The organism is Pseudoalteromonas luteoviolacea H33-S (genome assembly GCF_001625695.1).
GTDB lineage: Bacteria > Pseudomonadota > Gammaproteobacteria > Enterobacterales > Alteromonadaceae > Pseudoalteromonas > Pseudoalteromonas luteoviolacea_B.
In genome coordinates this window covers 1-25,314 of the sequence record NZ_AUXY01000066.1, presented here as the reverse complement: position 1 = coordinate 25,314, position 25,314 = coordinate 1, and the positions used below count along the sequence as shown (strand labels likewise).

Sequence of the window (25,314 nt, the reverse complement as noted above, 5' to 3'; positions counted from 1 at the left end):
TTATGCCTGAAATTTGAATCAGTTTAGAGATCCGAATATTCCGAGATGCTTTGAGCCGGTCAGAGGTTCACTCGCGTCCACTGCGTCATATCAAATGTCGCATTTATCCAATTTTACTATCAAGCTATTACATACACTTGTACCTAACATCAATTGTGTATGAAGGTGCAAGTAATGAATACATCTTATTCGGGAGCCCAATTAGCTCAGTTATATCAAAATATTAGACTACAACACGAAGAAAGTGTGCTATTTGTTGAATGCGGATTTAAAGAAGCCACACTGGAACAAGATAGTATTATCTCGGCATTAAAGAGCAAGCGCTTGACGCAGGCCCAATTAGATACTGTGAAGCCTTTCTTTTTACTAGAGAATATTGAAATTGAAGCCCATGTAAAAGTCAAAAAAAGGTTCTTTTTTTGGCGCTGATCAGGCATATTGCCCAGTCATTGTGTGCTATAGGAGTTACGGCGTTGGTACGTGCCATTTATTTTAATTTTATTTTCTTAATCATGTTGCCTTTCATTGCGCTGCAATCAGTTGCGATAGAGGTTGGCGCACAGCAGTCACAGATATATTTACCACTTTTGCAAGATAAGCGAGTTGGCTTAATTGTAAATCAATCTTCTCGGGTTGCAGATGAACACTTGGTTGACTTTTTACTCGCGGAAAATATTAATGTCGTCAGGATCTTTTCGCCCGAACACGGTTTTAGAGGCGACCAAGATGCAGGCGCGCATATCAACAATAGTATCGATGCGAAAACAGGGCTGCCCATAGTATCGCTTTATGGGAAGCAAAAACACCCAAGCAGAGATGTGCTTGTTGATTTAGATGTACTCATCTTTGATATTCAAGATGTTGGCGTGCGATTTTATACCTATATTAGCACGATGCACTATATGATGCAGGCTGCAAAAGAGCACCAAAAAGCGTTTATCGTGTTAGACAGACCAAACCCAAATATTCTGCATGTTGATGGTCCTGTTTTAGATAAAGCATATAGCTCGTTTGTGGGTATGCATCCAATTCCTATACTTCATGGGATGACGGTTGGAGAACTGGCCTTAATGATAGAGGGTGAAGGGTGGTTATCAGGCACCAATGACCTAAACCTTCAGGTAGTCCCAGTAGCAAACTATGATGCGTTCGATGAATATATTTTACCTGTTGCACCCAGTCCTAATTTACCGAATCAACAGGCAATTTATTTATATCCATCATTGTGCTTTTTTGAAGCAACAGCTGTATCGGTAGGACGAGGTACCGATTTTCCTTTTCAAGTGTATGGACATAATCAAGTTAAACTGGGCGAATTTTCTTTTTCACCGCGCTCAATTATTGGTGCGGCACGTTTTCCAAAACTAGAAGGTGAACAAGTATGGGGTCGGGATTTGCGTCAAAGCAAGCTAAAGGGGTTTGATTTAACATGGTTTGTTGCAGCACATAGTGCATTTAAACAACATAACCAACGGTTTATTACATCACCCAAGTTTTTAGATAAATTAGCAGGGACTAATCTGATTAGGCTTGGCGTTGAGCAAGGGTTAAAAGCACATCAAATAGAAGCTATTTGGCGTCAGGAAGTGACTGAGTTTAAACGACAAAGAGCGCCTTATCTATTATATGGAAGATAAGGCACCTGATGCATGAGACTAGATGTTTAACATATCGCTCATGTATTCATTGGAGCGATCTGCGCGTCGCTGCCAGTGTAGGTTTGACTGCGCCAAAGAGATAAACAGCACGTCAATTAAATAACCTAAAGAAGCACGAGTCAATACTGCTGAGTGTTTAACGGCTTCTGCTTCTTGAATACAGTACAAGCAGTTGTCAGCATAAGTTGCTAGCTCGCTGTGACCATATCGAGTAAGCGCCAAGATTTGGCATTCATTGGCTTTAGCTTGCTGAGCCAGCTTGACGATACTTTTGACGGTTCCTGAATTACTAAGGCAGATAAATAAGTCATCTTTGCCCATTGTGGCAATGTAACTCGCAGCACTCAGTTCATCAACATGTGTGACTGCACAAACACCTAGCTTTTGTAACTTTAAGGTTAGGTCTTGTGCCATAGTATGTGTTGAACCAATAGCGCATACCATGACTTTTTTTGCGCCTTTGATTGCTTGTACAGCTTGCTCAAACAATTCTGGCGTATTTAACTTGCTGGTTGCAACAAGTGTTGCTTGTTGATTAGCGATCAGCTTTTCTGAGATATGTGCAATAGAATCATTTTGTTCTATCTCATTTGATAGCGGCGTATCTTCTTGTGTTTGTTCATTTAACGCATCTACAACAGCCAACTTAAATGCTGGAAACCCTTTATAACCTAGTTTCTGAGCAAATTTAACAACGCTTGACTGACTTACACCTGCTGACTTTGCGAGTTCGATAGACGACAGGCCGCGAATTTTTGCACCTGACTTCAACGTAAAGTCTGCCAACTTAGCTTCACTTTGTGACAGTGAAGGCTTCAAGGCCTTTATTTTTACAAAAGTAGACATGAGGATCACCTGGTAACTAAAACTAACTTAAACTGTCCATATTATAGGTTCAATTGGAACGTTGCGATAGATTGTTTCGGAATATTATTGCGTTTTTTGATTTATGTGGCTCTGGTAAGGGTACTATTGTTGCATTTGTGAATTTATATACCCGAAATAGAAGGTTTTTTTAAATAAGTGTTTAAGCTACCATGGTTATAAATTACGCATGTATGATAACAATATAAGTATGAATGTATGTCTTTTCTACTGTTATCAGCGCTTTTCAACTCAATGAAAACAATAAAAGGAAAGCTATGTCTTGGTATTCTATCTTGCCCCCACTCATTGCAATAGCCGTTGTTTTCTGGCGAAAGGAAGTGATCGTCGCCTTAATATTGGCTTTGTTATCGTCAGAATTTTTACTGGTATTCGTTAAAGGTGAGCAATCCATTTTCGTTACATTTATTAATAGTATTGAACGAATAATCGGAGTAGCAACGTCCGCCGGGAATAGTCGAATTCTAATTTTTAGTATCGTGATTGGGGCACTATTGGCGTATATCCGAGAGTCCGGAGGCGTATCAGCAACAGTGCAAAAATTGATGCGCATAGGTGTTGTAAAAAATAAAAAGCAAGTGGGCCTGTTGACCATGTTTACAGGCACTGCTGTTTTTATCGAGTCGAATATGAGTGTGCTCACTTCGGGCATTGTTGCACGTGGCTTATTTGATAAGTTCAAAATGAGTCGAGCACGGCTTGCTTATATTATAGATAGCACCAGTGCGCCTGTTTGTATTTTGATCTTACTCAACGGTTGGGGTGCGTTTGTTTTAGGCCTGCTGAGTAATTATGAACTTGAACAGTCAGCTGTCAGTGTGTTGTGGGGCAGTGTCGCTTTTAACTTCTATGCCATTATTACGCTGATAATCGTGCTCTACACCATTGTGTTTGATAAGGTTCATGGCCCGATGAAAGTCGCTGAGGATGAACTTAAGCAGACAAAGTTAGAATTAGATGCAGGGCCAAAAGCCTCACGAGCTCGGTTTATGCTGGTGCCGCTTGGCGTACTTATTTTTGGCATGATTGGCTTTATGTTGTGGACGGGCGACGGCGTGCTTGCCAGCGGCAGTGGTTCGAAATCGGTATTATATGCGACCGTGTTGGCATGTGCGGTTGCTTATTTGATGTTACTTACAGGGCGCCAATTTACGCATCATCAATTGATTGATATCGGCTTTAAAGGCATGGGGGAGCTATTGCCCTTGGTGAGTATTGTTTTGCTATCACTGACTTTAGGAGCAAGTTTAAAGGAGTTGGGCACGGGAGTATTTGTGGCGCAACTTGTTGGTGACTACTTACCCTTGTATCTGATCGTGCCTACCTTGTTTTTAACGGGGGCAGTGATGTCTTTTACGACGGGGACATCTTGGGGTACATTCGCAATACTGATACCCATTGGTGTACCGTTAATCCAAGCTTTGGGATTGCCACCTTCGCTGGTTATCGGCGCGATTTTAAGTGGCGGTATTTTTGGCGATCATTGCTCACCTATCTCAGATACCAGTGCGGTGTCCGCACTTGCTTCTGGCTGTGATTTATTAACTCATGTTAAAACCCAACTGCCGTATGCCCTTGTCGGAGGCGCTTTGGCTTTGGTTGGGTTTATAATTGCGAGTGTTGTCTTGCTTTAAGGGCACGCATAGAGATTTTTGCCAGAAGTTGGGGCGGTGATATTAATCAACTGCCCCGACTGATTTTTACTCAATGCCAATAACTGACCTTGTTCGTATTCAAGCATATTATTTTTAGGTACACCCAGCTCTTCGAGTAAACTTTTTCGTACTTCTAATAAAGTTTGATTTTGACAGTCTGCGATAAACCATACATCTTTTTCTGAATGCACTAATTGGCCGTAAAATTGGCGCACAACCATGAGTGTTTCTTTTGACCCCGCCAGCGTGTCGTCGAGCTGCGCTTTTTGCTGTGCAATGGTGGTTTGATATTGCCCTTCAACGATATTATGTGTCTCAATAACTTGATAGTGCTGCGCTGAAAAAGAGTGGGGGTCAACCTGCGCAAGGAAGTTTTCAAAGTCGGTCAGTAAGCCTTGTAAAGTCAGGCTACCTACTAATGCGACAAGGCAGCATGAACTTGCCCACATTGAGGTTCTTACCCAAAACTGTCTAGTGTGCTTACGATTCTCGAGTCTACTTATTTTTTTTAGCCGTCTAACCTGTTTAGGGGTCATTTTATTTAGTCTTCTCGATGCTGAATACGCTTGCTGGAGATCGTTTATTCTGGGTTTTGAGTCACTCATTTTAGCTCTCCTAACATGTGCTTTAGTTGTTGCTTGGCGTATCTTAAGCGCGTTTTGACTGTTTCAGGGTTTGCAGCGGTGATCTGGGCAATCTGCTTGAGTGAAAACCCTTCTAATTGTAAGCAAACGGCTTCTTTTTGGGTGTGTGGCAGTGCTTTAATCGCATTGTATAATTGCTCATTGCAAGCGTAATTAAAATTACTATCGCCATCTTGTGTGCAGATATCGGTTTCATTGCTATCACATATATACTTATTTTGTTTGCGAAACTCATCAATTAAGGCATTGCGTGCAATTTTGAATATATACGCTTTGGGCGTACTATTGCTTTGGTAATATTGACGCTTTTCTACAATGGCGAGCCAAGTCTTTTGGCATATATCCTCTGCGGTCTCTGGGTCGCTTTGCGTGCACAAATAGTGGTAAAGATCAGGGTTAAAATTATCAATTGCCTGTTCTAAATACCGATTCTCACCGCAGCGTTTAAATTCGTCTAAGGGATCATGTGCTTCAGTTTTATCTTGGATGAACCAGTTTTTTATCGCAAGTAGCATATTCTCTCCGTGTTTTTTCTTATTGACACCAGAAGCTATATCAGTAGCCACTGAGCCGAAACTCAGCGGCTATGTACAAGTTTGCTTACTTGTTTAAATTAAACTCTAACATAACTGACTGCCCAGGTTGAACTACGGGTTTGCCATTGATGACTTTTGGACGATATTTCCAACGTTTCAGTGCTTTAAGTGCTGCGCGGTTAAATACTCGCTTGGGCTTGGCATCGATAATTTGTGCATCAATTACTTGTCCGCTAGGCGAAATGCTAAACGCGACTTGCACCCAGCCCTCTACGCCATCTCTTGCCGCTGCCGCTGGGTATGTTGGCTCAATTCGTACAATGGGTGCTGCGCCACTGTCACTCATCTGCAATGTGTTTTGCATTTGAATTGGCGATGATTTAACACCTGAAGAAATATTAATCTCTACCGCTACACCTGTTGTTTCAGCAGGGGGCGTGTTTGGTTTCGGTGGTGCTTTTGGTGCAGGCTTTGGCGGTGGCGGTAAAACTTGGCGCACCTTTACGGGTGTATCCTCAAGGTCTTGAGAAATGAATATATCAAAAGTGGGTATTGGCTGTGGGACAAACACTTTATCTTGGCTCACTAATTGCTGCATGAAAGCAAACAAAGAAAATGTAACGCACAGCGCACCAACAAAAGATAAAACAAGTTTGTTTAACGCTTTATAGGGCGTTGGTACTTTGATATCAGTCATCGTAGTCATCATAATTTCCCCTTCTTTTTGCTAGTAAAACGCGCTAGGTCAAAAAAAGGGGTGATATATTTTTTATTTTCTTTTTTAACTGATTAAAATGCCTCTAAGTCGCTTAATAGGAAATGCCATGCAGTTACAAGATATCGATAAATCAAGATATAGAAAGCATCTCAATTGGGTCATTGGCCTGTGCATAGTCAGTTTAACCGCTGGTAGCTTGGGTATCGCCCAAGTACTCATCCATCTTTTTCCAGACAGTGATGGTAGTCACTTTCATTGGAATCTTTTGGGGGTACTGGTAACTTGTGCGGTGATCGCCGCTGTCCTGAAAAAAGTTAAAAACCACCCATTTATGACTGAAGTTGTTTATGTTTGGGAGCTTAAACAAGCGCTGAATAAAATTACAAGAAAAATGCCGAAACTTAAAAAGGCGGCTGAACAGGGTGATCCAAATGCCATGTTAGCCATCCAATATAGTTACAGCGGGTCTCGTCAATTGTGGCATTTAGATGATAATACTATCACTATGGAAGAGCTGTCCCTATGGCAAGCTGAACTAGAGGGATTAGCTCAGGCTCATAACGTTAACTTAGATATCGAGTTGTATGACGAGCGCATCTTGCGTGAGTTTTAGGTCGAGTAATAAGTAAATTGATTTTTGGTCGTTTTTTTAATTGTGTACATGGCGACATCCGCACATTCTACCAGGCCTTTTAAATTGTCGGCATGTTCAGGAAAATGCGAAATGCCAATACTAACACCCACATGTAATTTTAGTTGGTGTTTGTTGTGCTCAAACGTAAAAGGGGTATTTACCGCTTCTAGGAGTTTAGTGGCAATGGCATTAATGGTGTATTTGTCAGACGTTTTCATTGCGATGACAAATTCATCACCGCCCCAGCGGCACACTAGGTCATTGTTCGAGACAATGTAAGAAATGCTTTGGGCGACATGTTTCAACACGTCATCACCGGCATTATGCCCATAGATGTCATTGATGGGTTTAAACTCATCAAGATCCAATAAAAGTAGGCTAAATTCAGTCTTGGTGTCAATCCAGTCAAGCAGAGTCAGCTCTGCACCGTATCGATTATATAAGCTGGTTAAACTGTCTCTCTGTGCGCGATGGCTGAGTTGATTGATCATGGTTTTTCGAGAGGTAATATCGGCTAAAAAAACTTGAAAGTACCACTGTCCATCACTTTCTGTGTTGAGGATGATCATACTGAGCCAAACAGAAGACAAAGTGAGTGGATTGGTAAATTCAAACTCAGCCTGCATAACTTGTTTTTGTTTTATGCTATTTTCGGTGAAGGTGTACAAAATATCTGGAGTTTTACAATATTGCCCTAAGTTGTCAGGAAAGCGCTCTTCACTGTCCACACCCATACCCGCTAACAAATCTTTAGCAGCATCATTGACGAGTGAAACATCTCCTTGCTCACGTACCAATAGTGTTGGTGATGAACTGCGTTCAAACATCAAGCGAAAGCGTTTTTCGAGCTGTTCAATCTCTAACCGCAAACTACGCTCTTGCTCAAAAAGCATTTCGGTATTGCTCAGCATGGCGTTGATCCCTTTGCCTATTTGACCTATTTCACTCTGCTTATGGGCGTCATGAATATGGATCCGGTTAGCACTTCCAGGAGTGATACTTGTTAATTGATGGCTTAAATAGCCCAATGGCTTTGAAACCAGTAGAAAAGATAAAGCGGCAAATAGCAGGAGCATGGGAATGACCACAATGAGCAAGGTTTGTACTGAGGAAAATGCAATGCCCTGGGCGTTTTGACGTATAAATTGGGTGTTCGGCACGACATGAATGAAGCCAATGTTCTCTTGCAGAATAAAAGGGTTAGGCAGGCTAAAAGTGAGCGCTTCTCGCTCGTTAAATAAGATGCTTTTGGCAAGCACTGTACTTTGGTTGGTCAAGGCGGCTGATTGAATAATGTCATTGCTCACCAAGCCATTGACAACTTCATTGGCTAAATCTTTGTCTTCAAGATAAGCGGCAATTGATGCTGTTGAGGAGACGGTTTGGCTAATTTGCAATACGCTGTTGTCTGAGCGCTCAAGCTCAGTTTCAAAAATGTAGTTGTAATATAGATACGCGTATACGGCAGAAAATAAAAAAGTTGAGATGCTTAAGATCAGCATCAACCTTACTATTAAGCTTTGTTTACTTAGCAAAACGATACACTACTTTTAATTCGTCAGTTACGGCAGTTGCCGGTATGTAGGCAATTGCACTTGGAGTTGTTGTCACTTTATCAATTATAGCGTCAATTGTTGGATATGCTTGAGGCGGTGATGCTTTACCACTGAATTTAACGCGTGACCAATATGCGTTTACTTGCGATATGCTGCGGCCTGTCAGTGCTTCAAAAAATACTCTACGCAAATCATGCTCTTTTTTATAGTCTAACGTCACTGCGATATGACCATTTGGAAAGGCGAGGTATTTGCCCATATACATATCAATTAATTGGCGCTTTTCTATTCGCTCGATCGGGTTATGTTTATTTACCACGATGACAATCTCGCTTTGCACCTCTGCGTTGGCATTTAAGCCAAATAAGCAAAGAATCAACAGCATGACATTTTTGCAGACTCGATACATTAGAACACCCAGTTTAGGCTGATACCCAGCGTATTGAATGAGTTGTCAAAATCACCGCTTTGTAAGTTACGATGTAAATAAAAAGCAGAGGGTAAGCTGTCTATAGCTGTGTGTTCTAATTGCACTTTTACTGCGAGAGAGTGATTAATTTCCGATCGTAGAGTGAGTGAAAACGTATTTTGATCGACGAGATAAAAATTAGTATGTCGGATCAGCGTGTTGTATAAAAGGTCTAGCTCTGGAGTTGACACCAAGGGACGTTGAGGCGTCCTATTGTTGGATTTGGCCTGTGCTAGGGTGGCCATTAAAGTATGGTTGTCATAATAAAGGCCAACACTGATATAGCCTGCTGTAAGCGCTTTAAGTACTTGGGAGTTTGAGTCTATGTATGACGCTTCGCTTTGTAAAAACCAGTGACTATTGTCGTAACGTGTGCCGATAGCGGAGTAATTGAAGCGCTTTCCTATGATGTTTAAGGAGTCGAGCAAGGTTGATTTTTGTGGCCAAATTTGATCAGGGACCAATGTTAGCGCAGCTTGAAGCTGTTTTTGTTGGTCGTTTTCATTGCCGGATTGCGTGGCTGTATAATTTGCTCTGAAAGTCCAATCATAAGATTGCCACTCGACAACCAGACCATAGAGCGACTTTAGCTCGACATCCCAAAAAAAACCCTCATCACTCACAATTGGCGCAGTAGATTTGCCTGCGAAGAACTTCCCACTGATCAACCCCTGTGTCAGGCGACGGGTATATTTTACGTCGATCCCATCTAAGTTTTGGTGCGGGACAATGGCATAAAATTCTGTCGGGGGATGGTTATAGGTATAGGTATATCCAATATCGCGGTGTTCGGTCATCATGAACAAGTCGAGGCCTGTTCTGCCAACTCTAAGTTGCCAATTGCCATTAAAAGAGTGACGAAGAAAGGCCATTTGTATGATGTTATCTAAATTTTGTTCTTCGTTGTCTTTAAAGAGCGCTTGCCCGACAAACTGGGTATTTTTACTTGCTTGCCATTCAACTTGTGCACCTAATGATGAGTTAGTGAAGCCGAATTCGTCTTTATAAGTCGCATGAGGCTGAGAGATATGCTGCCTTATTCCGGCAGTATCTGAATCTGTAACAGTTAATCCTATGGTGGCAAAGCCATCGAGCTTCAATTGCTCGGCTGCACCATAACAAGGAAGAAGTAAAAACAGTAGAGTTAACAGCCTCATCGGCGACCCGCTATTGCTACCAGCAAACTATCTATGTGGATAAAGACTAGCGCTTATGTACACATTTACCAGTTTTGTGTATTTTGACTTGTAAAATGGTACATTTGTCACCATATAGAGTGATATATGCATATTTGTGATAATATCACATTTTTAATTAGGTATTTTCTAGTCGTGGCTGAAGTTAGAGCAAGAGTCGAGCTGAATGTAGGGCAGCGTAGTCATATTCCTGCAGAGATAGTATCTTTTGAAGGACTTAAAGATGGTGAAGAGCATGTTGCGTTAGTATTTAATGGTGCAGATTCTAAGCAAGAAGTGCCATTGATCAGAATGCACTCAGAATGCTTAACTGGAGATGTTTTTCATTCATCGAGATGTGACTGTGGTGAGCAGCTTAACGAATGCATAGAAGAAATGCATCAAAGTGGTGGTGTTTTATTATATTTGCGACAAGAAGGTCGAGGCATCGGTTTATATAATAAAATTGATGCTTATGTATTACAATCTCAGGGAATGAACACCTATGAGGCCAATAACCATCTAGGGTTTGATGACGATTTACGTGACTTTTCAGATGCTGTGCTCATGCTCAAAGCCTTGGGACTCAATCATGTAAAATTGATGACAAATAACCCGCGTAAATTGAATGCACTGCGTAATGCCGGCATTGAAGTTGAAAGTGTCGTCGGTACTCAGGCACATGTGAAAGTCGGCGACTCTGGAAATCGCAATTATTTAGAGACGAAAGTGAAGCATGGCTCTCATATGCTAGATATGGAGCAAATAAAAAAGCCAAAGTAGCCAAATAAGGTTTGATTTGCTGTATTCAATGGACTTTAGCAATAGAGCAAATCAAACACTGAACATGCATATTATTTTGTATTTCACTATTTTGTTGCATTTAGTCACGATAAGCCTCATAAACTTCCTTTCAAGTACTCTCTCGAATCAGTATAATTAGAGCGTTTTATAACTAAGTTAATCATTTATGTCTGCAGATTTTCAAAAATTCAAAGCGAGTTTTGGGGTGAGCTGGTTTAAAGCCGGATGGGCGGTGTTTAAAACTCAGCCTTTGACTTTTATGATGATGTACATTTTCATCGTCATCATAGGACTATTCCCATTTGTTATTCCCAACCCTATCATTCAGATGATGTGTGCGCTGGCTGGGCCTTTTTTAACGGTTGGTTTTTACAATGCTGCGCTGAATATACAAGCGGGTAAATCCATCATGTTGGCCGATATTTTAAAGCCGTTTACTACAAAAGGTCGCAGACTGAATTTATTCCGTTTAGGTCTTTATCAATTGGGTGTCGCGCTTATTTTGGGTGTATTAATGAGCTTGCTGTTTGAGCCTGTTACCAGCGCGCTGCAAAACCACACTCCAGATCAAGATATGCAAATAGTCATTGAGCAGATTGCACAAGCGATTAGCTTTTCTGACATTGTTGTTTTTATTGCTTTACAATCGCTTGCCATGATGGCATTTGCTTATGCTCTGCCGCTAGTATATTTCAAAGAGCAGGCGAATATCTTTGCTGCGATGAAGCAGTCATTACACGTGTTTTATCACAATATGGCGCCATTGACAGTCTATGGTGGTATTGCCGCGTTGTTGATCATTTTATCAACGCCGCTGTCACTTGTGCCGTTAATTATCATTATGCCTATATTGTATATTGGCTTTTTTGTCTCTTTTCAGGCAATTTTTGCGACTCAATCACCTCAGAGTGAAGATGGTCCTAGTCAAGGGAGCAAATCACAAGATGAGCAAGATAATGTGACTCAATCAGGCCGGTTTGATGCTTGATGGATGATAAAGAAAAACAAAAATTAAAAAATTACGCAGTGTGGCTGTTATCTAGGCAAGAGTATTCACGTAAGCTACTTGGTCAAAAGCTTCGTCAAAAAGGCGCGACAGATGAGTATGCTGAGTCACTTATTGAATGGCTTTGTGACATCGGGTATCTAGACGACTTAAGACACTGTGAAAGCTATCTCAACCGCCAACTAGCCAAGGGGTTAGGTGAAAAGCGGGTAATGATGGACGCGATAAATAAAGGCGTTGATAAGTCGCAATTAACGCAACTTATCGAACAAAGAGAAATTGATTGGTTTGCCGTAGCTCAACAAACCTATGAGAAGAAATACGGTTACTCCACAAAACAATTAGATTATCAAGAAAAGTCAAAGCGTGTTCGATACATGATGTATCGTGGCTTTAGCTATGACCAAATAGATTTTGCTATACAGTCGCAAAGTGAGAGTTGATTTTGACAACTTCCTTTGTGATTTACAGCACACAGCAGCAATAAAGGGTGAATAATCACATGCAGCACATGACTACCGCACAGATTAGGCAAAGCTTTTTAGACTTCTTTGCTAAACAACACCACCAAGTGGTGCCATCAAGTTCTTTAGTTCCAGGGAACGATGCCACACTTCTGTTTACTAACGCAGGTATGGTGCAATTTAAGGACGTATTCTTAGGTGCGGAAAAACGTCCATATAACCGCGCGACGAGTTCGCAGCGTTGTGTACGTGCTGGTGGTAAGCACAATGACTTAGAAAATGTGGGTTATACAGCAAGACACCACACATTTTTTGAAATGTTAGGCAACTTTAGTTTTGGTGATTACTTTAAGCAAGATGCGATTAAATTTGCGTGGTCATTCTTGACTGATGTGATCCAGTTACCAAAAGAAAAGCTGTTAGTGACTGTGTACCACACTGACGAAGAAGCCTATGACATTTGGGCAAACCAAGTTGGAGTGCCTGCAGAGCGCATCATTCGCATTGATACGTCTGATAACTTTTGGTCTATGGGCGACACAGGTCCTTGTGGTCCATGTTCGGAAATCTTCTTTGATCACGGTGAACACATTTGGGGTGGTCCTCCAGGCAGCCCTGAAGAAGATGGCGATCGTTTTATCGAGATCTGGAACCTTGTATTTATGCAATACAATCGCCATGCCGATGGTACGATGGAGCCACTACCGAATCAATCAGTTGATACAGGTATGGGTCTTGAGCGTATTTCTGCAATTATGCAAGGTGTGCACTCAAACTATGAAATTGATTTATTCCAAGCCTTAATCAAAGCAACAGCTGCTGTGACTGGGGCGCAAGATTTAGAAGACAAGTCTTTACGCGTTGTAGCTGACCATATTCGTTCATGTGCATTCTTAATTGCCGACGGCGTAATGCCATCAAATGAAGGTCGTGGTTACGTGCTTCGTCGTATCATTCGTCGTGCAGTAAGACATGGTAATAAGCTAGGTGCACAAGGGGCCTTCTTCCATAAATTGGTAGGTGCACTCGCAGAGCAAATGGGTGAAGCGTACCCTGAACTGATCAAGCAGCAAGCAATCATTGAAAAAGTTTTACGTATTGAAGAAGAGCAATTTGGCAAAACACTTGACCGTGGTTTGGCTATTTTAGAAGAGAATTTAGCTGGCCTTGAAGGGGATGTTATCCCAGGTGATTTGGTATTTAAGCTATACGACACTTATGGTTTCCCTGCGGATTTAACGGCAGACGTTGCTCGTGAGCGCTTCATGACTATCGATGAGCGTGGCTTTAAAGCTGCGATGGAAGCCCAGCGTAAGCAAGCGCAACAAGCTGGTAAATTCGGTGCGGATTACAACGAGCAGCTTAAGTCTGAGAAAGTCACTGACTTTAAAGGCTATGATGCCGTTCAATACAGTGGCACTGTGGTTGAGCTATTCGCAGAAGGCGAAAGTGTCTCAGAGCTAACAGAGCAGCAAAAAGGCATTGTTATACTTGACCGTACTCCTTTCTACGCAGAATCAGGTGGTCAGGTTGGTGACACGGGTGTTTTAAAAGTCACTGGTGGCGAATTTATTGTTACAGATACGCAAAAGCTGGGTAATGCGTTTGCACATCATGGTTATGTGGCAGGGCGTATCGGTATCAATGATAAAGTCGATGCGCAAATTGATGCTCAGCGCCGTGAACGTATCAAGAAAAACCACACAGCGACACATATTTTACATGAAACTCTGCGTCAAATCTTAGGTGAGCACGTTGCTCAGAAAGGGTCATTGGTCATGCCTGATAAGTTGCGTTTTGACTTCTCACATTTTGAGGGCGTAACCAAAGAGCAACTGAGAGAGATTGAAACAACAGTAAACAATGAGATCCGTGCTAACTTTGCGTTAAATACCCAGCTCATGGATATTGAAGATGCAAAAGCGAAAGGTGCAATGGCACTGTTTGGTGAAAAGTACGATGATGAAGTACGCGTTGTTTCAATTGGCGATTACTCAATTGAGTTATGTGGTGGTACACACGTAGAGCGTGCTGGTGATATCGGCTTCTTAAAAATTGTCTCTGAAAGCGGTATTGCAGCAGGTGTACGACGTATCGAAGCTGTGACAGGTGAAGATGCGGTGGAGTATGTTGCAGAGCAAGAGCAAGTACTGTCAGATATCGCTGCTTTAGTAAAAGGCGATAGTGCAAGTGCGCTTGAAAAAGTGGCTGCACTCATTGAGAAAGCAAAAGGCCTTGAGAAGCAAGTGAGCCAGTTGAATGACAAGCTAGCAAGTGCGGCGGGTGCATCTTTACTTGAGTCAGCGGTTGACGTTAACGGCATTAAGTTACTTGTCGCAAATGTGGCAGGTACTGAGTCAAAAGCTCTGCGCGGTATGGTTGACGACTTAAAGAACAAGATGGGCTCAGGTGTGATTGCACTGGGTGTTGCCAATGGCGATAAAGTGAGCTTGATCGCTGGTGTCACAAAAGACTTAACAGGCCAAGTTAAAGCGGGCGAACTAGTAAATCACATGGCAGCGCAAGTTGGCGGTAAAGGCGGTGGTCGTCCAGATATGGCACAAGCAGGCGGTTCACAACCAGAGAACTTGGAAGCTGCATTAGCAAGTGTTCCTGTATGGTTGAATGATAAAACGCAATAACCTGTGGCATTAATCGTAAAAAAGTTTGGCGGCACCTCGGTTGGCTCAATAGAGCGAATCGAGGCGGTCGCCGATTTGATCATAAAGGCTAAACAACAAGGCCACCAAGTTGTCGTTGTTGTGTCAGCTATGTCAGGTGAGACCAACCGCTTGTTGTCACTGGCTAAGCAAATTGATGAGCGACCAAGTGCGCGAGAATTAGATGTTTTGCTTACAACTGGCGAGCAGGTGTCGATTGCGTTGCTGGCAATGGCTATTGTTAAACGCGGCCATTCTGCAGTGAGCTTGTTAGCTGACCAGATTGGTATTAAAACGGATAATGTATTTGGCAAAGCACGTATTCAAAGCATTGATGTGGCGCGTTTGCAACAAGAACTTGAACATAACCGTATTGCGATTGTTGCCGGATTTCAAGGCCGTGACTTTGAAGGCAATATTACGACTCTAGGTCGTGGCGGAACAGACACCTCTGCAGTTGAGATTGCCGCTGCAATTGGGGCAGATGAATGCCAGATCTTCACGGATGTTGATGGTGTCTATACCACAGATCCGAGAGTTGAGCCCAAAGCACGTCGCATGGATCAAATTACGTTTGAAGAGATGTTAGAGCTCTCGAGCTTAGGCGCGAAGGTGTTACAGATCAGATCCGTTGAAGCTGCAGGAAAGTATAATATTCCACTGAGAGTGTTATCAACGTTCAAGCCCGATTCCGGCACCCTAATTAGCTATGAGGAACCTAAAGTGACAAGTAGGACTGTATCAGGTATTGCTTATCAAAAAGATGAAGCATTAATCATTGTACGTCAATTACCTGAAACGCCGCGCTCTTTAGCAAAGGTTTTGTGTTTACTTGCTGAATATGACATCGAAGTGGACATGATAAGCCAAATTAATCATCAAGTTGGCAAAATAGACTATGCTTTAACTGTACATAGCAATGAGTATGCACAAGCGCTTGATGTACTAGACACCAACTTAGCTGATATCGGTGCTTCGAGCGTAGAGGGCAATCAACAAGTTGCTAAAATCTCTGCTGTGGGTGTAGGTATGAAGTCTCATTCAGGCATTGCAGGCATATTTTTCGACGCCTTGGCGAAAGAAAATATTCATACACTTTTAGTGTCGACATCGGAGATAAAAATTTCTGTTTTAGTAGAAGAACGATACTTGGAGCTTGTTGTTAGGGCACTTCATGGTGCATTTGGCTTAGAAAGTCGTGAATAAGCAATTATTTTGCTTACTTTTACATGAACTTTTAATTAAAATGAACTTGACGCGGAATCTTTTAAATTTTGGAATAACAGGAGCAAGAGAATGCTAATTCTAACTCGCCGTGTAGGCGAAACCCTGATGATTGGTGATGAAGTAACAGTAACGGTACTAGGTGTTAAAGGCAACCAGGTTCGTATCGGCGTAAATGCACCAAAAGATGTTTCGGTACACCGTGAAGAAATCTACATGCGAATTCAAGCTGAAAAATCTAATCCGACGGGTAACATGTAATAAGTACGATGTTACCTATGTTCGAGAAATGGCCACATTAAAGTGGCTATTTTTTTGCCTGTTGCAATATAAAGTCATATGCATCTTGCTCTAGTGCTTGTTTAGAGATGTATTGACGGTACTTTGCATGCTCTATTAATAGTCCTTTGTCTGTTTCAATCACGTTATCAATATCCTGCCAACTGAGCTCAAAAGCACGATACGGGTTTTTAGCGTTGATCCCTTGTTCATCTATTTGTAAATGTACTTTCGAGCCACTTGCTCTGCTGACCATTTGCCTTGCAACCCACCAAGGGCGACGATAATAAAATGAGACCCCTTCAATGACCGCCAGTACAAATAAAAAGTTGCCAAGGTAAGCTTGTCCTAATAAGTAATGAGATAAGGCGCCTAATATCAACAAAAAGCCGATTAAGCCATATTTAGGCTTATGATGCTGACTTAGTGCGACTGATTCATCAAAGCATTCCTGAAAATATTGCTTATCTAGGGTAAATTCACTTTGAAACACGAGTATTCCTCAAGTTGACTAATCCCTAATTATACGACGTTCCCCAAGGTGTTTAAATCTGAAAATTTTATAAGCCAGTTTCCGACATCGCTTTCTTTTAAGTTTGTACCCAAGTCACTATTTATGGTGTTTAACTTCAATTGCTGAGTATTTACTCTTGTTGCGATTTTTGACTTTTTTATTTAGGTAAGACCAATTCTTGATGGGCCAACATTAAACCAGTTTTCACGGCGGTTTCCTCATATTTAGTTATATTTAGCCTTTATATCTTGAGTATTTTTCATATTTATTTGGTGTTTTATACTTTGTTTTACCATTATTGATGATTAAGTGTGTGAAAAGAAAACAAAAACACTTATTGGTAATACCAATTTACAACCAGCTTTACATGAAGGATTTGTTTGATATGATGGTTGAATAAATATTTACAAAAGTTGCCTATCTATTTCTTTGGTTGGGTGGGCGTATACAAATAAATAACAACTAAGGGGGCGGAAATGGAAATCAGCGAATTGCTAGCGCAGGCTGCCAATCTTATGTTAACAGGCATGATTGGGGTATTTTTATTTTTATCAATTCTCATCTTTGCAGTAAAAGCGTTATCTAAGCTGGCTGCAACAGAGCAAGAGTCTCAGCAACCTGCAATTAAAAAATCTTCAAAACCAGTATCAACAGGTGTGCCTGCGGCACATGTCGCTGCAATCAGTGCAGCAGTTTCTCAATTTAGACAAAAAAACTAAGGGGTATCTCATGTCAAAACTAAAACTTACTGAATTAGTCCTAAGAGATGCTCATCAATCTTTATTAGCAACGCGCATGCGCCTTGAAGATATGTTACCGATTGCGGAAGAGCTCGATAAAGTCGGTTACTGGTCTGTAGAGTCTTGGGGTGGTGCAACATTCGATGCGTGTATCCGTTATTTAGGTGAAGATCCTTGGTATCGGATCCGCGCGCTAAAAGAAGCCATGCCTAATACAAAGCAGCAGATGTTATTACGCGGTCAAAATTTGCTTGGCTATCGCCATTATGCAGACGATGTGGTGGAGAAGTTTGTCACTCGTGCACATCAAAACGGCGTTGATGTATTCAGAATTTTTGATGCGATGAACGATGTTCGTAATTTGGAGACTGCAATCCGTGCTGCGATCAAGGTGGGTGCACATGCGCAGGGTACAATCTCTTACACTGTGAGCCCAGTCCATAACTTAGAAAGCTGGCTTAAGCAGGCGAAACAACTTGAAGAGATGGGCTGTCATTCAATTTGTATCAAAGATATGGCGGGGCTACTTAATCCATATGACGCAGATACCTTGATTTCTGAGCTAAAACGAACTGTGTCTGTGCCTATTGCGATGCAATGTCATGCAACAACAGGCTTAAGCACCGCAACCTATCAAAAGGCCATTGATGCGGGTATTGATATGCTGGATACCGCCATTTCTTCCATGAGTATGACATATGGGCACAGCGCAACAGAAACGCTGGTGTCGATTGTTGAAGGAACGAAAAGAGATACTGGGCTGGACTTAGGTCAACTTGAATCTATTGCAGCGTACTTTAGAGATGTACGTAAAAAATATGCGGCATTCGAAGGCAGCCTCAAAGGGGTTGATGGGCGTATTTTATCTGCACAAGTACCCGGTGGTATGTTAACCAATATGGAAAACCAACTTAAGGAACAAGGTGCAGGTGATAAACTCGATGAAGTATTGAGTGAAATTCCTCATGTCCGTAAAGACTTAGGCTATATCCCTTTGGTTACACCTACATCGCAAATTGTAGGCACGCAGGCGGTATTAAATGTACTGACTGGCGAGCGTTATAAAACCATCACCAAAGAAACTGCTGGTGTGTTAAAAGGGGAGTATGGGTCAACACCTGCCCCTGTGGATGAGCCGTTACGTGCTCGTGTTTTGGACGGTGTTGAACCAATTACATGCAGACCTGCTGATCTGCTCGAGCCTGAAATGGATAGTTTGGAAGCCGATTTGCTGGCCAAGGCTAAAACTGAAGGAATTGAGCTTGCTGAGGAAATTGTCGATGATGTACTGACTTATGCTCTGTTCCCTCAGATAGGCTTGAAATTCTTAAAAAATAGATACAATCCAGAAGCGTTTGAGCCAAGCCCAAGCTTAGTTGTTAACACGGCTGTTGAAAAAGCGGTTAGTCGCCCTGCACCTGCTCGCAAACAAGAAAATGAGCGCTACAGCGTAAGAGTTGATGGCAAGGTTTACGATGTAGAAGTGTCCGCAGGTGGTGACTTGCAAGAGATTGCGGTGAAAGACAGTGAGCTGATGCCACAGTCTGCATCCGTTAGTTCAGGTGAAACACTTAATGCTCCCCTTGCAGGCAATATTTTTAAGGTGCATGCAAGACCTGGTGATGATGTTGTTCAAGGTGATGTTGTTCTCATCATGGAAGCGATGAAAATGGAAACGGAAGTTCGTGCAACCTCGACGGGCAAAATCGCAGATATTTTAGTCTCAGAGGGTGATTCTGTCTCTGCTGGCGACGCGATTATTGAGATGGCATAGGAGCGCTTGAGATGGATGGTTTGTTAAATTTATGGCAGGCAACTGGCATTGCTAACTTAACGTTTCCTGCGTTATCCATGATAGCTGTAGGGTGTGGTCTTCTGTATTTGGCTATCGCGAAAAAATTTGAGCCGCTTTTACTGGTGCCGATTGGTTTTGGTGCGATATTAACGAATATCCCCGTGGCAGCGCTATCTGAGCCGGGTGGATTACTATATTACGTTTATTATATCGGGATCGACAGTGGCATATTCCCCTTACTGATATTTATGGGGGTAGGTGCCTTAACTGATTTTAGTGCGCTTATTGCGAATCCTCGTATGTTGCTACTAGGGGCTGCGGCACAGTTTGGTATTTTCGCGACTTTATTTGGTGCGATTTTACTGAACTTTATTCCTGGGTTTGAGTTTACCTTACAAGATGCATCTGCTATCGCAATTATCGGTGGTGCAGATGGGCCTACGGCGATATTTTTAGCGTCAAAGTTATCTCCTGAGTTATTAGGCGCAATAGCGGTCGCAGCGTATTCATATATGGCACTGGTGCCTATTATTCAGCCTCCTATTATGCGTTTATTAACGTCGGATGAGGAGCGCAGTATTGCAATGCCACAGTTAAGAGTCGTTTCTAAGAGAGAAAAGATTCTCTTCCCATTGATGGTATTGTCGTTGACTTTACTGTTTTTACCAGCGGCTGCACCTTTGGTTGGTATGTTCTGTTTGGGTAACTTAATGCGTGAGTCTGGTGTGGTAGATAGGCTTAGCAATACAGCGCAAAACGAGCTGATTAATATCACGACGATATTTTTGGGCTTGGCGGTCGGTTCCAAATTAGCAGCCGACCAGTTTTTAACAGTAGAAACTTTGGGCATTTTGGTACTTGGCGCGTTGGCATTTAGCATTGGGACAGCCTCAGGCGTTTACATGGCTAAAATTATGAACCGTGTTTCGTCTAATCCAATCAATCCATTAGTTGGGGCTGCGGGTGTGTCTGCGGTTCCAATGGCTGCGCGAGTGGTCAATAAAGTCGGTCTTGAGTCTAATCCGCATAACTTTCTTTTAATGCATGCAATGGGGCCAAATGTAGCAGGCGTACTTGGTAGTGCGGTTGCTGCAGGTATTTTGCTTGCGTTAGTCAATTAACAACACTCTCCAACCTTTAGTGGGGCATTTGCCCCACATTTTTCTTATTTATATTTGAGGCGCTTTCTTTTGGAAGCGCCTTTATTGTTATAAACGCTGTTTACATTGATCTAGTATAAATAACGGGCCAAGTGAGTTGGTCCATGTTATAAAATAGTTTGGTTGTAAAAATTAGGGAATACCATGAATATTATTTTGATACTGGTTTGCTTGATTGCGGCGTTACTCATTTTGATCCCGCTTCTAGAGAAATATCAGGGAAAGCTTGGCTTAGATAAGGCGCAAAAATACAGTAAATATATCCTGCCGTTGGCGATGATAGGCGTTGTGGTTAAACTGATCCACTCAATGGTTCAAGGGTAAAGTTGGGTTTGTTTGGTAAAGCCACTACTGTGGCTTTACCGATAGGCGACTAAAGGTTAACTGGCAGACTGTAAGTACTTTTGAATAAACTCTGTTGCTTTCATATAGGATTCTTCAAGCTCATCTCGAAGTTGAATTAATTGATCTGTCGTCATTTCCTCTGTTTTACACTTTGACTCAAACTTTTCTGCGATAAGCGCAACTTGCTCAGCGCCAATTGTTCGAGATATGGATTTAAGCTGGTGACACGCTTCAATGATTTCATTTTGACTTGATGAAATAACCGCACCATTTATGTCACGGGCTAATTCGCTACTTTGCTCAAGGTACATTCTAAAGAAGCGCAGTCGCTTAGCGCTATCATCATTGACGTATTTGTTGAGCTGATCCATATTAATCGGCATATCATCGTTAGTTTGCTCTTGTGCAACTGGTGGTAAGCTCGTTTCTTCCACCTCTGCAACAGGCGCTTGCTCTTCTATTACCTCTGGTTTGCTTGGCTCGGCATGAGTAAAGCTCGGCATATCTAGTTGCATAGCCGATGTTGACGGCATTTCTCTGTCATTACTCATTTGCTCTACTTGGGCTGGCTGGTTATCAGGCTGAGCCTGAGTAACCGGCTCATCTAAAATGGGCTGTGTTTGAGGGGGAGCGCTATCGCTGTCCGTTGATGTAGCAGAGATGCTAGTTGCTTGCGTTACTTGGTGTCCAGAGACGTTTTGCCATTTGTCTAAGGTAGCTTCAAGCACATTGAGTTCAACAGGTTTGGTAATATAGTCATTCATGCCAGTGGCTAGGCAGCGATCACGTTCGCCCTTAAGTGCATTGGCAGTGATGGCAATAATATAAGGTTGAGCGTTGATGTCTGGCGCATGCTCGGCAATATCACGGATCTTAGTAACCATGTCGTAGCCTGACATTTTTGGCATATGCAGATCGGTTAGGACGACGGCATAATGCCCCTGCTGCCACATCTTCAAGCCCTCTTCACCGTTTTCAGCAACTTCCACTCCATAACCGAGTAGATGAAGTTGATCCGTGAGTACTTGTTGATTTAGGACGTTGTCTTCTACTAATAATACGAGTTTATTTTGAGCTTTAGCATCTTCAACATTTAGGTAGCTATTCATCGTGCGAGATGGCTTAAGTTGTTTTGGCTGATGCAAGCCTACCGCAACTAATACCGCAGTCATAAAACTTGTTTTACACAATGGTGCTGCATTAAGGTAGAAAATATGACCGTGATTCAGCGCGGATTCGTCCATCGTACTCAATACAATCACTTGCTGATTATTATGCTCGATAGAATAAAGCAGGTCTCTTAATTGCTGATTGACTTTATCCATGCCATCTAAGCCATCTAGGACCCACACAACATCTTGTTCGTATTGGTGTTCGTCTATCTCGCTTGAATCAACAATGATGGCTGAGTTTGCACCCATGAAAGATAAATAGCGCGCTAAGATAGCTCGGCGGTTAGGGTTATGCGTATAAGTCACTACTTTACGGCCAGCGAGCACGCCCTTGTTGGCATACTCAACTTTCCCGCTGATGCTAAATGGCAGTTCAACAATGAACTCACTGCCCATGCCGATGTCTGAATTTACATTGATAGAGCCTAACATGAGCTCGACAAGACTTTTACAAATAGATAGCCCTAATCCTGTGCCACCATATTCTCGAGTGATGGAGCCTTCTGCTTGAATGAAGGGATTAAATATTTCCCTAAGCTGGGCTTGGGTCATCCCTTTACCGTTGTCAGTCACTTTAAAGCGCAGTGTATAATGCTCAGACGTATTTTGTGCGACTTCAACAGAGATCTTTACAAAGCCTTGTTTGCTGTCATCAGTTGTGGTGAATTTGATTGCATTACTACATAGGTTGTAAAGCACTTGGCGAACGCGAACAGCATCACCGACTAAATTGCTCGGAATATCTGGGGCAATAGCAAGCTGCAGGTCCAATTTACGCTTTTTCGCGACAGAGGAGAGAACACGGGCTACTTCTTCAATGGTTTCCGATACAGAGAATGCACTACTGTCAATTTGTAGCTTACCAGCTTCAATTTTTGAGAAATCTAAAATGTCGTCCAATATACCTAGTAATGAGAAGGCAGAATCACGAATAATGGTCGTCAATCGGTGTTGAGCACCATCTAATTCGGTTTGACGCAACAAATCTATGGTGCCAATGACCCCATTCATCGGTGTTCTGATCTCATGGGACATGGTTGCCAAAAAGGTGGTCTTTGCTTCGGATGCGCGTTCAGCGTTTAAAGTTGCCTTTTCCAGCGCAAGCGTTCGAGCTTGAACTTCTGTTTCTAGGCTCGTTTGTAGCTGCCTCAATTCATGTTGAGATGCTTTATTACCTTTTATGATATCGCGGATTTGATTGATTAGACCATTAATACCGATTGCTGTAGAAGACAAGCCAAAGCTCAGCTGCTCTGTGACATGGACATCGTAATCTTTCTTCTTTATTAGGTGTTCTAGCTCTGAGTTGAGTAAGTTAAGCTCCTTAGCCAACTTACCGACGATTTGCTTTTTCAAAAAGAGTGCAAACCCTATTGTGAGTAACAAAGCTACAAGGGCCAATGCATAACTTAATGGGTTACTACTGGCGACGGTGACTTTAGGTTCGCTATAAACTAACACCAATTCACCCACAGGAATATCATCTAGTGTCAGTGGCTGATGAACAATCACTTTGCCATCTATGGTCAATTTAGTACGTTGTTTTATAGGTGCAATAGGTTCATCATTCGATTGAAATACCAAACTCGGCTTGCCCATGCCACTATCAGCATATAAATAGGCATCTATATTTGGGTTACCTGCTTTTACCGATGTCAGCATTTGTTTGGCGTAGTTGTAACCTAGCTTCATCATGGTATTACTCAGTGGCGCTGCCAAGTCCTGAGCTTGCAGAGTAAGATCTGGTTGGCTATGTACTAGGGTACTTTCTTGCTTTGGCCAAAGGTAGGCGCCTAGTGATGCAATACTAGTAATGATGAGTGTGATAAAAACAAACAGGGGCACGAAACCTTTGATCTGTGCTTGTGAAGATTTTTCCATTGAAATAGTCCGAGCAAGTAACTTTCAAATCAAGCTTTATAATAACTTAACATCCTAACACCTATAATGGATGATTTCTCTACGTTTTTACTTCTTTATTATTGCTTCAAGGAGATCCTAAAGAAGGAATAAAGTATAAAAATCAGTCTTTAGTCAGTTATTTTTGTCAAATTTGCATGAATTGTGCGCAAACAAATTATATTGCAAAAAAATAGTTGACTTAAAAGGGCAAAACCCGTTTAATACGCCGCACGCCCAGATAGCTCAGTCGGTAGAGCAGAGGATTGAAAATCCTCGTGTCGGTGGTTCGATTCCGCCTCTGGGCACCATTTTTAGGTGCGCCGACTTAGCTCAGTTGGTAGAGCAACTGACTTGTAATCAGTAGGTCATCCGTTCGACTCGGATAGTCGGCACCATTTATAAATTTGGTTCTGCATTGGAAATAAATCCAAGCTAATTTAGTTTACCAGATAGCTCATTCGGTAGAGCTGTGTGGAATTGTATTGAAAATCCTTAGAGGGTTTTAATACGCGTAAATTATTTGCCCAGATAGCTCAGTCGGTAGAGCAGAGGATTGAAAATCCTCGTGTCGGTGGTTCGATTCCGCCTCTGGGCACCATCTCTTAAAGATGTAAAATGAAAACTTTTACTAAAACGCTTTATAAAAGCGGTTTAGATATTGAAATACATTAGTTGTATTTCAAAAATAAATAGTATTTGGCCCAGGCAGCTCATTCGGTAGAGCTGAGTGGAATTGTATTGAAAATCCCTAGAGAGTTTTAATACACGTAAAAATTATTTGCCCAGATAGCTCAGTCGGTAGAGCAGAGGATTGAAAATCCTCGTGTCGGTGGTTCGATTCCGCCTCTGGGCACCATTATTAAGTGTGCCGACTTAGCTCAGTTGGTAGAGCAACTGACTTGTAATCAGTAGGTCATCCGTTCGACTCGGATAGTCGGCACCATTTATAAAACATGTAACATGAATAAAATCAGAGTTCTGATTTTTCAAATGAAAAATTTGCCCAGATAGCTCAGTCGGTAGAGCAGAGGATTGAAAATCCTCGTGTCGGTGGTTCGATTCCGCCTCTGGGCACCATTATTTTAGTGTGCCGACTTAGCTCAGTTGGTAGAGCAACTGACTTGTAATCAGTAGGTCATCCGTTCGACTCGGATAGTCGGCACCATTTTTAAAACATGTAGCGTGATAGAAATCAAAGTTCTGATTTCTTAAAGTAAAAGATTTTTCCAGATAGCTCGTTTGGTAGAGCTGTGTGGAGTTGTATTGAAAACCCTTAGATAGTTTTAATACACGTAAAGATTATTTGCCCAGATAGCTCA

The 25,314-nt window shown here is 42.1% G+C and carries 23 protein-coding genes and 7 tRNA genes; 21 read left to right on the top strand and 9 right to left on the bottom strand.

All coding sequences use genetic code 11. The features are described 5' to 3' along the window. Positions 1-174: 174 nt before the first annotated feature. Together N477_RS09600 and N477_RS09595 are read left to right on the top strand one after the other, a co-directional pair. Entirely contained in the window at positions 175-429 is a 255-nt protein-coding gene (locus N477_RS09600; protein ID WP_063361899.1) for a hypothetical protein, read from the top strand. A gap of 44 nt (positions 430-473) precedes the next feature. After that, positions 474-1,637 (top strand): exo-beta-N-acetylmuramidase NamZ domain-containing protein, encoded by a 1,164-nt coding sequence (locus N477_RS09595; protein WP_419555237.1) that lies wholly within the window; start codon positions 474-476, stop codon positions 1,635-1,637. Between the two features lie 18 nt (positions 1,638-1,655). Here the strand turns inward: N477_RS09595 and N477_RS09590 are convergent, their stop codons facing one another. Continuing rightward, the gene (locus N477_RS09590) at positions 1,656-2,504 is read right to left on the bottom strand and encodes a MurR/RpiR family transcriptional regulator (RefSeq protein WP_063361898.1); all 849 of its coding nucleotides are present in this window, start codon (positions 2,502-2,504) and stop codon (positions 1,656-1,658) included. A 296-nt stretch (positions 2,505-2,800) separates the two neighbouring features. On the opposite strand from N477_RS09590, the gene N477_RS09585 reads away from it, so the two are divergent. Next, complete coding sequence (locus N477_RS09585) at positions 2,801-4,177, top strand: Na+/H+ antiporter NhaC family protein (RefSeq protein WP_063361897.1); 1,377 nt, start codon at positions 2,801-2,803, stop codon at positions 4,175-4,177. Here N477_RS09585 and N477_RS09580 read toward each other — a convergent pair. The 3 genes from N477_RS09580 to N477_RS09570 all read right to left on the bottom strand — a co-directional run bounded on the left by N477_RS09580 (position 4,174) and on the right by N477_RS09570 (position 6,087). After that, positions 4,174-4,803 carry a hypothetical protein gene (locus N477_RS09580; RefSeq protein ID WP_155731856.1) on the bottom strand — a complete coding sequence of 210 codons (630 nt, stop codon included), beginning with the start codon at positions 4,801-4,803 and terminating at the stop codon, positions 4,174-4,176. The genes N477_RS09585 and N477_RS09580 overlap by 4 nt on opposite strands. Next, positions 4,800-5,357, bottom strand: coding sequence for an RNA polymerase sigma factor (locus N477_RS09575; RefSeq protein ID WP_063361895.1), 558 nt, complete (start codon positions 5,355-5,357; stop codon positions 4,800-4,802). Before N477_RS09575 ends, N477_RS09580 begins: the two co-directional genes overlap by 4 nt. Positions 5,358-5,442: 85 nt before the next feature. Beyond that, positions 5,443-6,087, bottom strand: coding sequence for an energy transducer TonB (locus tag N477_RS09570; protein ID WP_081216451.1), 645 nt, complete (start codon positions 6,085-6,087; stop codon positions 5,443-5,445). 115 nt (positions 6,088-6,202) lie between these two features. On the opposite strand from N477_RS09570, the gene N477_RS09565 reads away from it, so the two are divergent. After that, positions 6,203-6,709 (top strand): DUF3087 domain-containing protein, encoded by a 507-nt coding sequence (locus tag N477_RS09565; RefSeq protein ID WP_063361894.1) that lies wholly within the window; start codon positions 6,203-6,205, stop codon positions 6,707-6,709. Here N477_RS09565 and N477_RS09560 read toward each other — a convergent pair. Genes N477_RS09560 through N477_RS09550 form a run of 3 tightly spaced genes read right to left on the bottom strand, consistent with a single transcriptional unit; the run spans position 6,706 to position 9,912 of the window. Next, a complete protein-coding gene (locus N477_RS09560) occupies positions 6,706-8,232 on the bottom strand; it encodes a sensor domain-containing diguanylate cyclase (RefSeq protein ID WP_063361893.1) in 1,527 nt (508 codons plus the stop codon). The genes N477_RS09565 and N477_RS09560 overlap by 4 nt on opposite strands. Positions 8,233-8,254: 22 nt before the next feature. Then, positions 8,255-8,695, bottom strand: coding sequence for a hypothetical protein (locus tag N477_RS09555; protein WP_231098102.1), 441 nt, complete (start codon positions 8,693-8,695; stop codon positions 8,255-8,257). Continuing rightward, complete coding sequence (locus N477_RS09550; RefSeq protein ID WP_063361892.1) at positions 8,695-9,912, bottom strand: hypothetical protein; 1,218 nt, start codon at positions 9,910-9,912, stop codon at positions 8,695-8,697. Before N477_RS09550 ends, N477_RS09555 begins: the two co-directional genes overlap by 1 nt. A 174-nt stretch (positions 9,913-10,086) precedes the next feature. Here N477_RS09550 and N477_RS09545 point away from each other — a divergent pair, with 174 nt between their 5' ends. The 6 genes from N477_RS09545 (at position 10,087) to csrA (ending at position 16,349) form a co-directional block, all read left to right on the top strand. Then, on the top strand, positions 10,087-10,713 hold the full coding sequence (locus N477_RS09545; protein ID WP_063361909.1) for a GTP cyclohydrolase II: 627 nt from the start codon (positions 10,087-10,089) through the stop codon (positions 10,711-10,713). A 187-nt stretch (positions 10,714-10,900) separates the two neighbouring features. Then, positions 10,901-11,722 carry a BPSS1780 family membrane protein gene (locus N477_RS09540; protein ID WP_063361891.1) on the top strand — a complete coding sequence of 274 codons (822 nt, stop codon included), beginning with the start codon at positions 10,901-10,903 and terminating at the stop codon, positions 11,720-11,722. Beyond that, positions 11,722-12,183 carry a regulatory protein RecX gene (locus tag N477_RS09535; protein WP_063361890.1) on the top strand — a complete coding sequence of 154 codons (462 nt, stop codon included), beginning with the start codon at positions 11,722-11,724 and terminating at the stop codon, positions 12,181-12,183. Before N477_RS09540 ends, N477_RS09535 begins: the two co-directional genes overlap by 1 nt. Before the next feature lie 59 nt (positions 12,184-12,242). Continuing rightward, positions 12,243-14,846, top strand: a complete 2,604-nt coding sequence (alaS, locus tag N477_RS09530) for an alanine--tRNA ligase (protein ID WP_063361889.1) — start codon at positions 12,243-12,245, stop codon at positions 14,844-14,846. Positions 14,847-14,849: 3 nt separating this feature from the next. Further along, positions 14,850-16,070: an aspartate kinase gene (locus N477_RS09525; RefSeq protein WP_063361888.1), complete on the top strand. Its 1,221-nt coding sequence runs from the start codon at positions 14,850-14,852 to the stop codon at positions 16,068-16,070. 90 nt (positions 16,071-16,160) lie between these two features. Continuing rightward, the gene (gene csrA, locus N477_RS09520; protein WP_023399613.1) at positions 16,161-16,349 is read left to right on the top strand and encodes a carbon storage regulator CsrA; all 189 of its coding nucleotides are present in this window, start codon (positions 16,161-16,163) and stop codon (positions 16,347-16,349) included. A 46-nt stretch (positions 16,350-16,395) separates the two neighbouring features. Here csrA and N477_RS09515 read toward each other — a convergent pair whose 3' ends face one another. Then, positions 16,396-16,860, bottom strand: a complete 465-nt coding sequence (locus N477_RS09515) for a YcxB family protein (RefSeq protein WP_155731855.1) — start codon at positions 16,858-16,860, stop codon at positions 16,396-16,398. A 497-nt stretch (positions 16,861-17,357) separates the two neighbouring features. Between N477_RS09515 and N477_RS09510 the strand changes: the two genes are divergently transcribed. The 4 genes from N477_RS09510 (at position 17,358) to N477_RS09495 (ending at position 20,900) form a co-directional block, all read left to right on the top strand. Further along, complete coding sequence (locus tag N477_RS09510) at positions 17,358-17,600, top strand: OadG family protein (protein WP_063361886.1); 243 nt, start codon at positions 17,358-17,360, stop codon at positions 17,598-17,600. 10 nt (positions 17,601-17,610) lie between these two features. Beyond that, positions 17,611-19,395 (top strand): sodium-extruding oxaloacetate decarboxylase subunit alpha, encoded by a 1,785-nt coding sequence (gene oadA, locus N477_RS09505; RefSeq protein ID WP_063361885.1) that lies wholly within the window; start codon positions 17,611-17,613, stop codon positions 19,393-19,395. Between the two features lie 11 nt (positions 19,396-19,406). Further along, positions 19,407-20,537: a sodium ion-translocating decarboxylase subunit beta gene (locus N477_RS09500; protein WP_046354147.1), complete on the top strand. Its 1,131-nt coding sequence runs from the start codon at positions 19,407-19,409 to the stop codon at positions 20,535-20,537. Positions 20,538-20,720: 183 nt separating this feature from the next. Beyond that, complete coding sequence (locus N477_RS09495; RefSeq protein WP_063361884.1) at positions 20,721-20,900, top strand: hypothetical protein; 180 nt, start codon at positions 20,721-20,723, stop codon at positions 20,898-20,900. A gap of 56 nt (positions 20,901-20,956) precedes the next feature. Here N477_RS09495 and N477_RS09490 read toward each other — a convergent pair whose 3' ends face one another. Beyond that, positions 20,957-23,974 (bottom strand): hybrid sensor histidine kinase/response regulator, encoded by a 3,018-nt coding sequence (locus N477_RS09490; protein ID WP_063361883.1) that lies wholly within the window; start codon positions 23,972-23,974, stop codon positions 20,957-20,959. Positions 23,975-24,227: 253 nt separating this feature from the next. On the opposite strand from N477_RS09490, the gene N477_RS09485 reads away from it, so the two are divergent. The 7 genes from N477_RS09485 to N477_RS09455 all read left to right on the top strand — a co-directional run bounded on the left by N477_RS09485 (position 24,228) and on the right by N477_RS09455 (position 25,160). Further along, positions 24,228-24,303, top strand: a tRNA-Phe gene (locus tag N477_RS09485). 11 nt (positions 24,304-24,314) lie between these two features. Then, positions 24,315-24,390 (top strand) — tRNA-Thr (locus N477_RS09480). A 127-nt stretch (positions 24,391-24,517) separates the two neighbouring features. Next, positions 24,518-24,593: transfer RNA gene (locus tag N477_RS09475), tRNA-Phe, on the top strand. A 182-nt stretch (positions 24,594-24,775) separates the two neighbouring features. Continuing rightward, positions 24,776-24,851, top strand: a tRNA-Phe gene (locus N477_RS09470). An 11-nt stretch (positions 24,852-24,862) separates the two neighbouring features. Next, a tRNA-Thr gene (locus N477_RS09465) sits at positions 24,863-24,938 on the top strand. A 58-nt stretch (positions 24,939-24,996) separates the two neighbouring features. Further along, positions 24,997-25,072, top strand: a tRNA-Phe gene (locus N477_RS09460). 12 nt (positions 25,073-25,084) lie between these two features. Further along, positions 25,085-25,160 (top strand) — tRNA-Thr (locus tag N477_RS09455). Positions 25,161-25,314 lie beyond the last annotated feature (154 nt).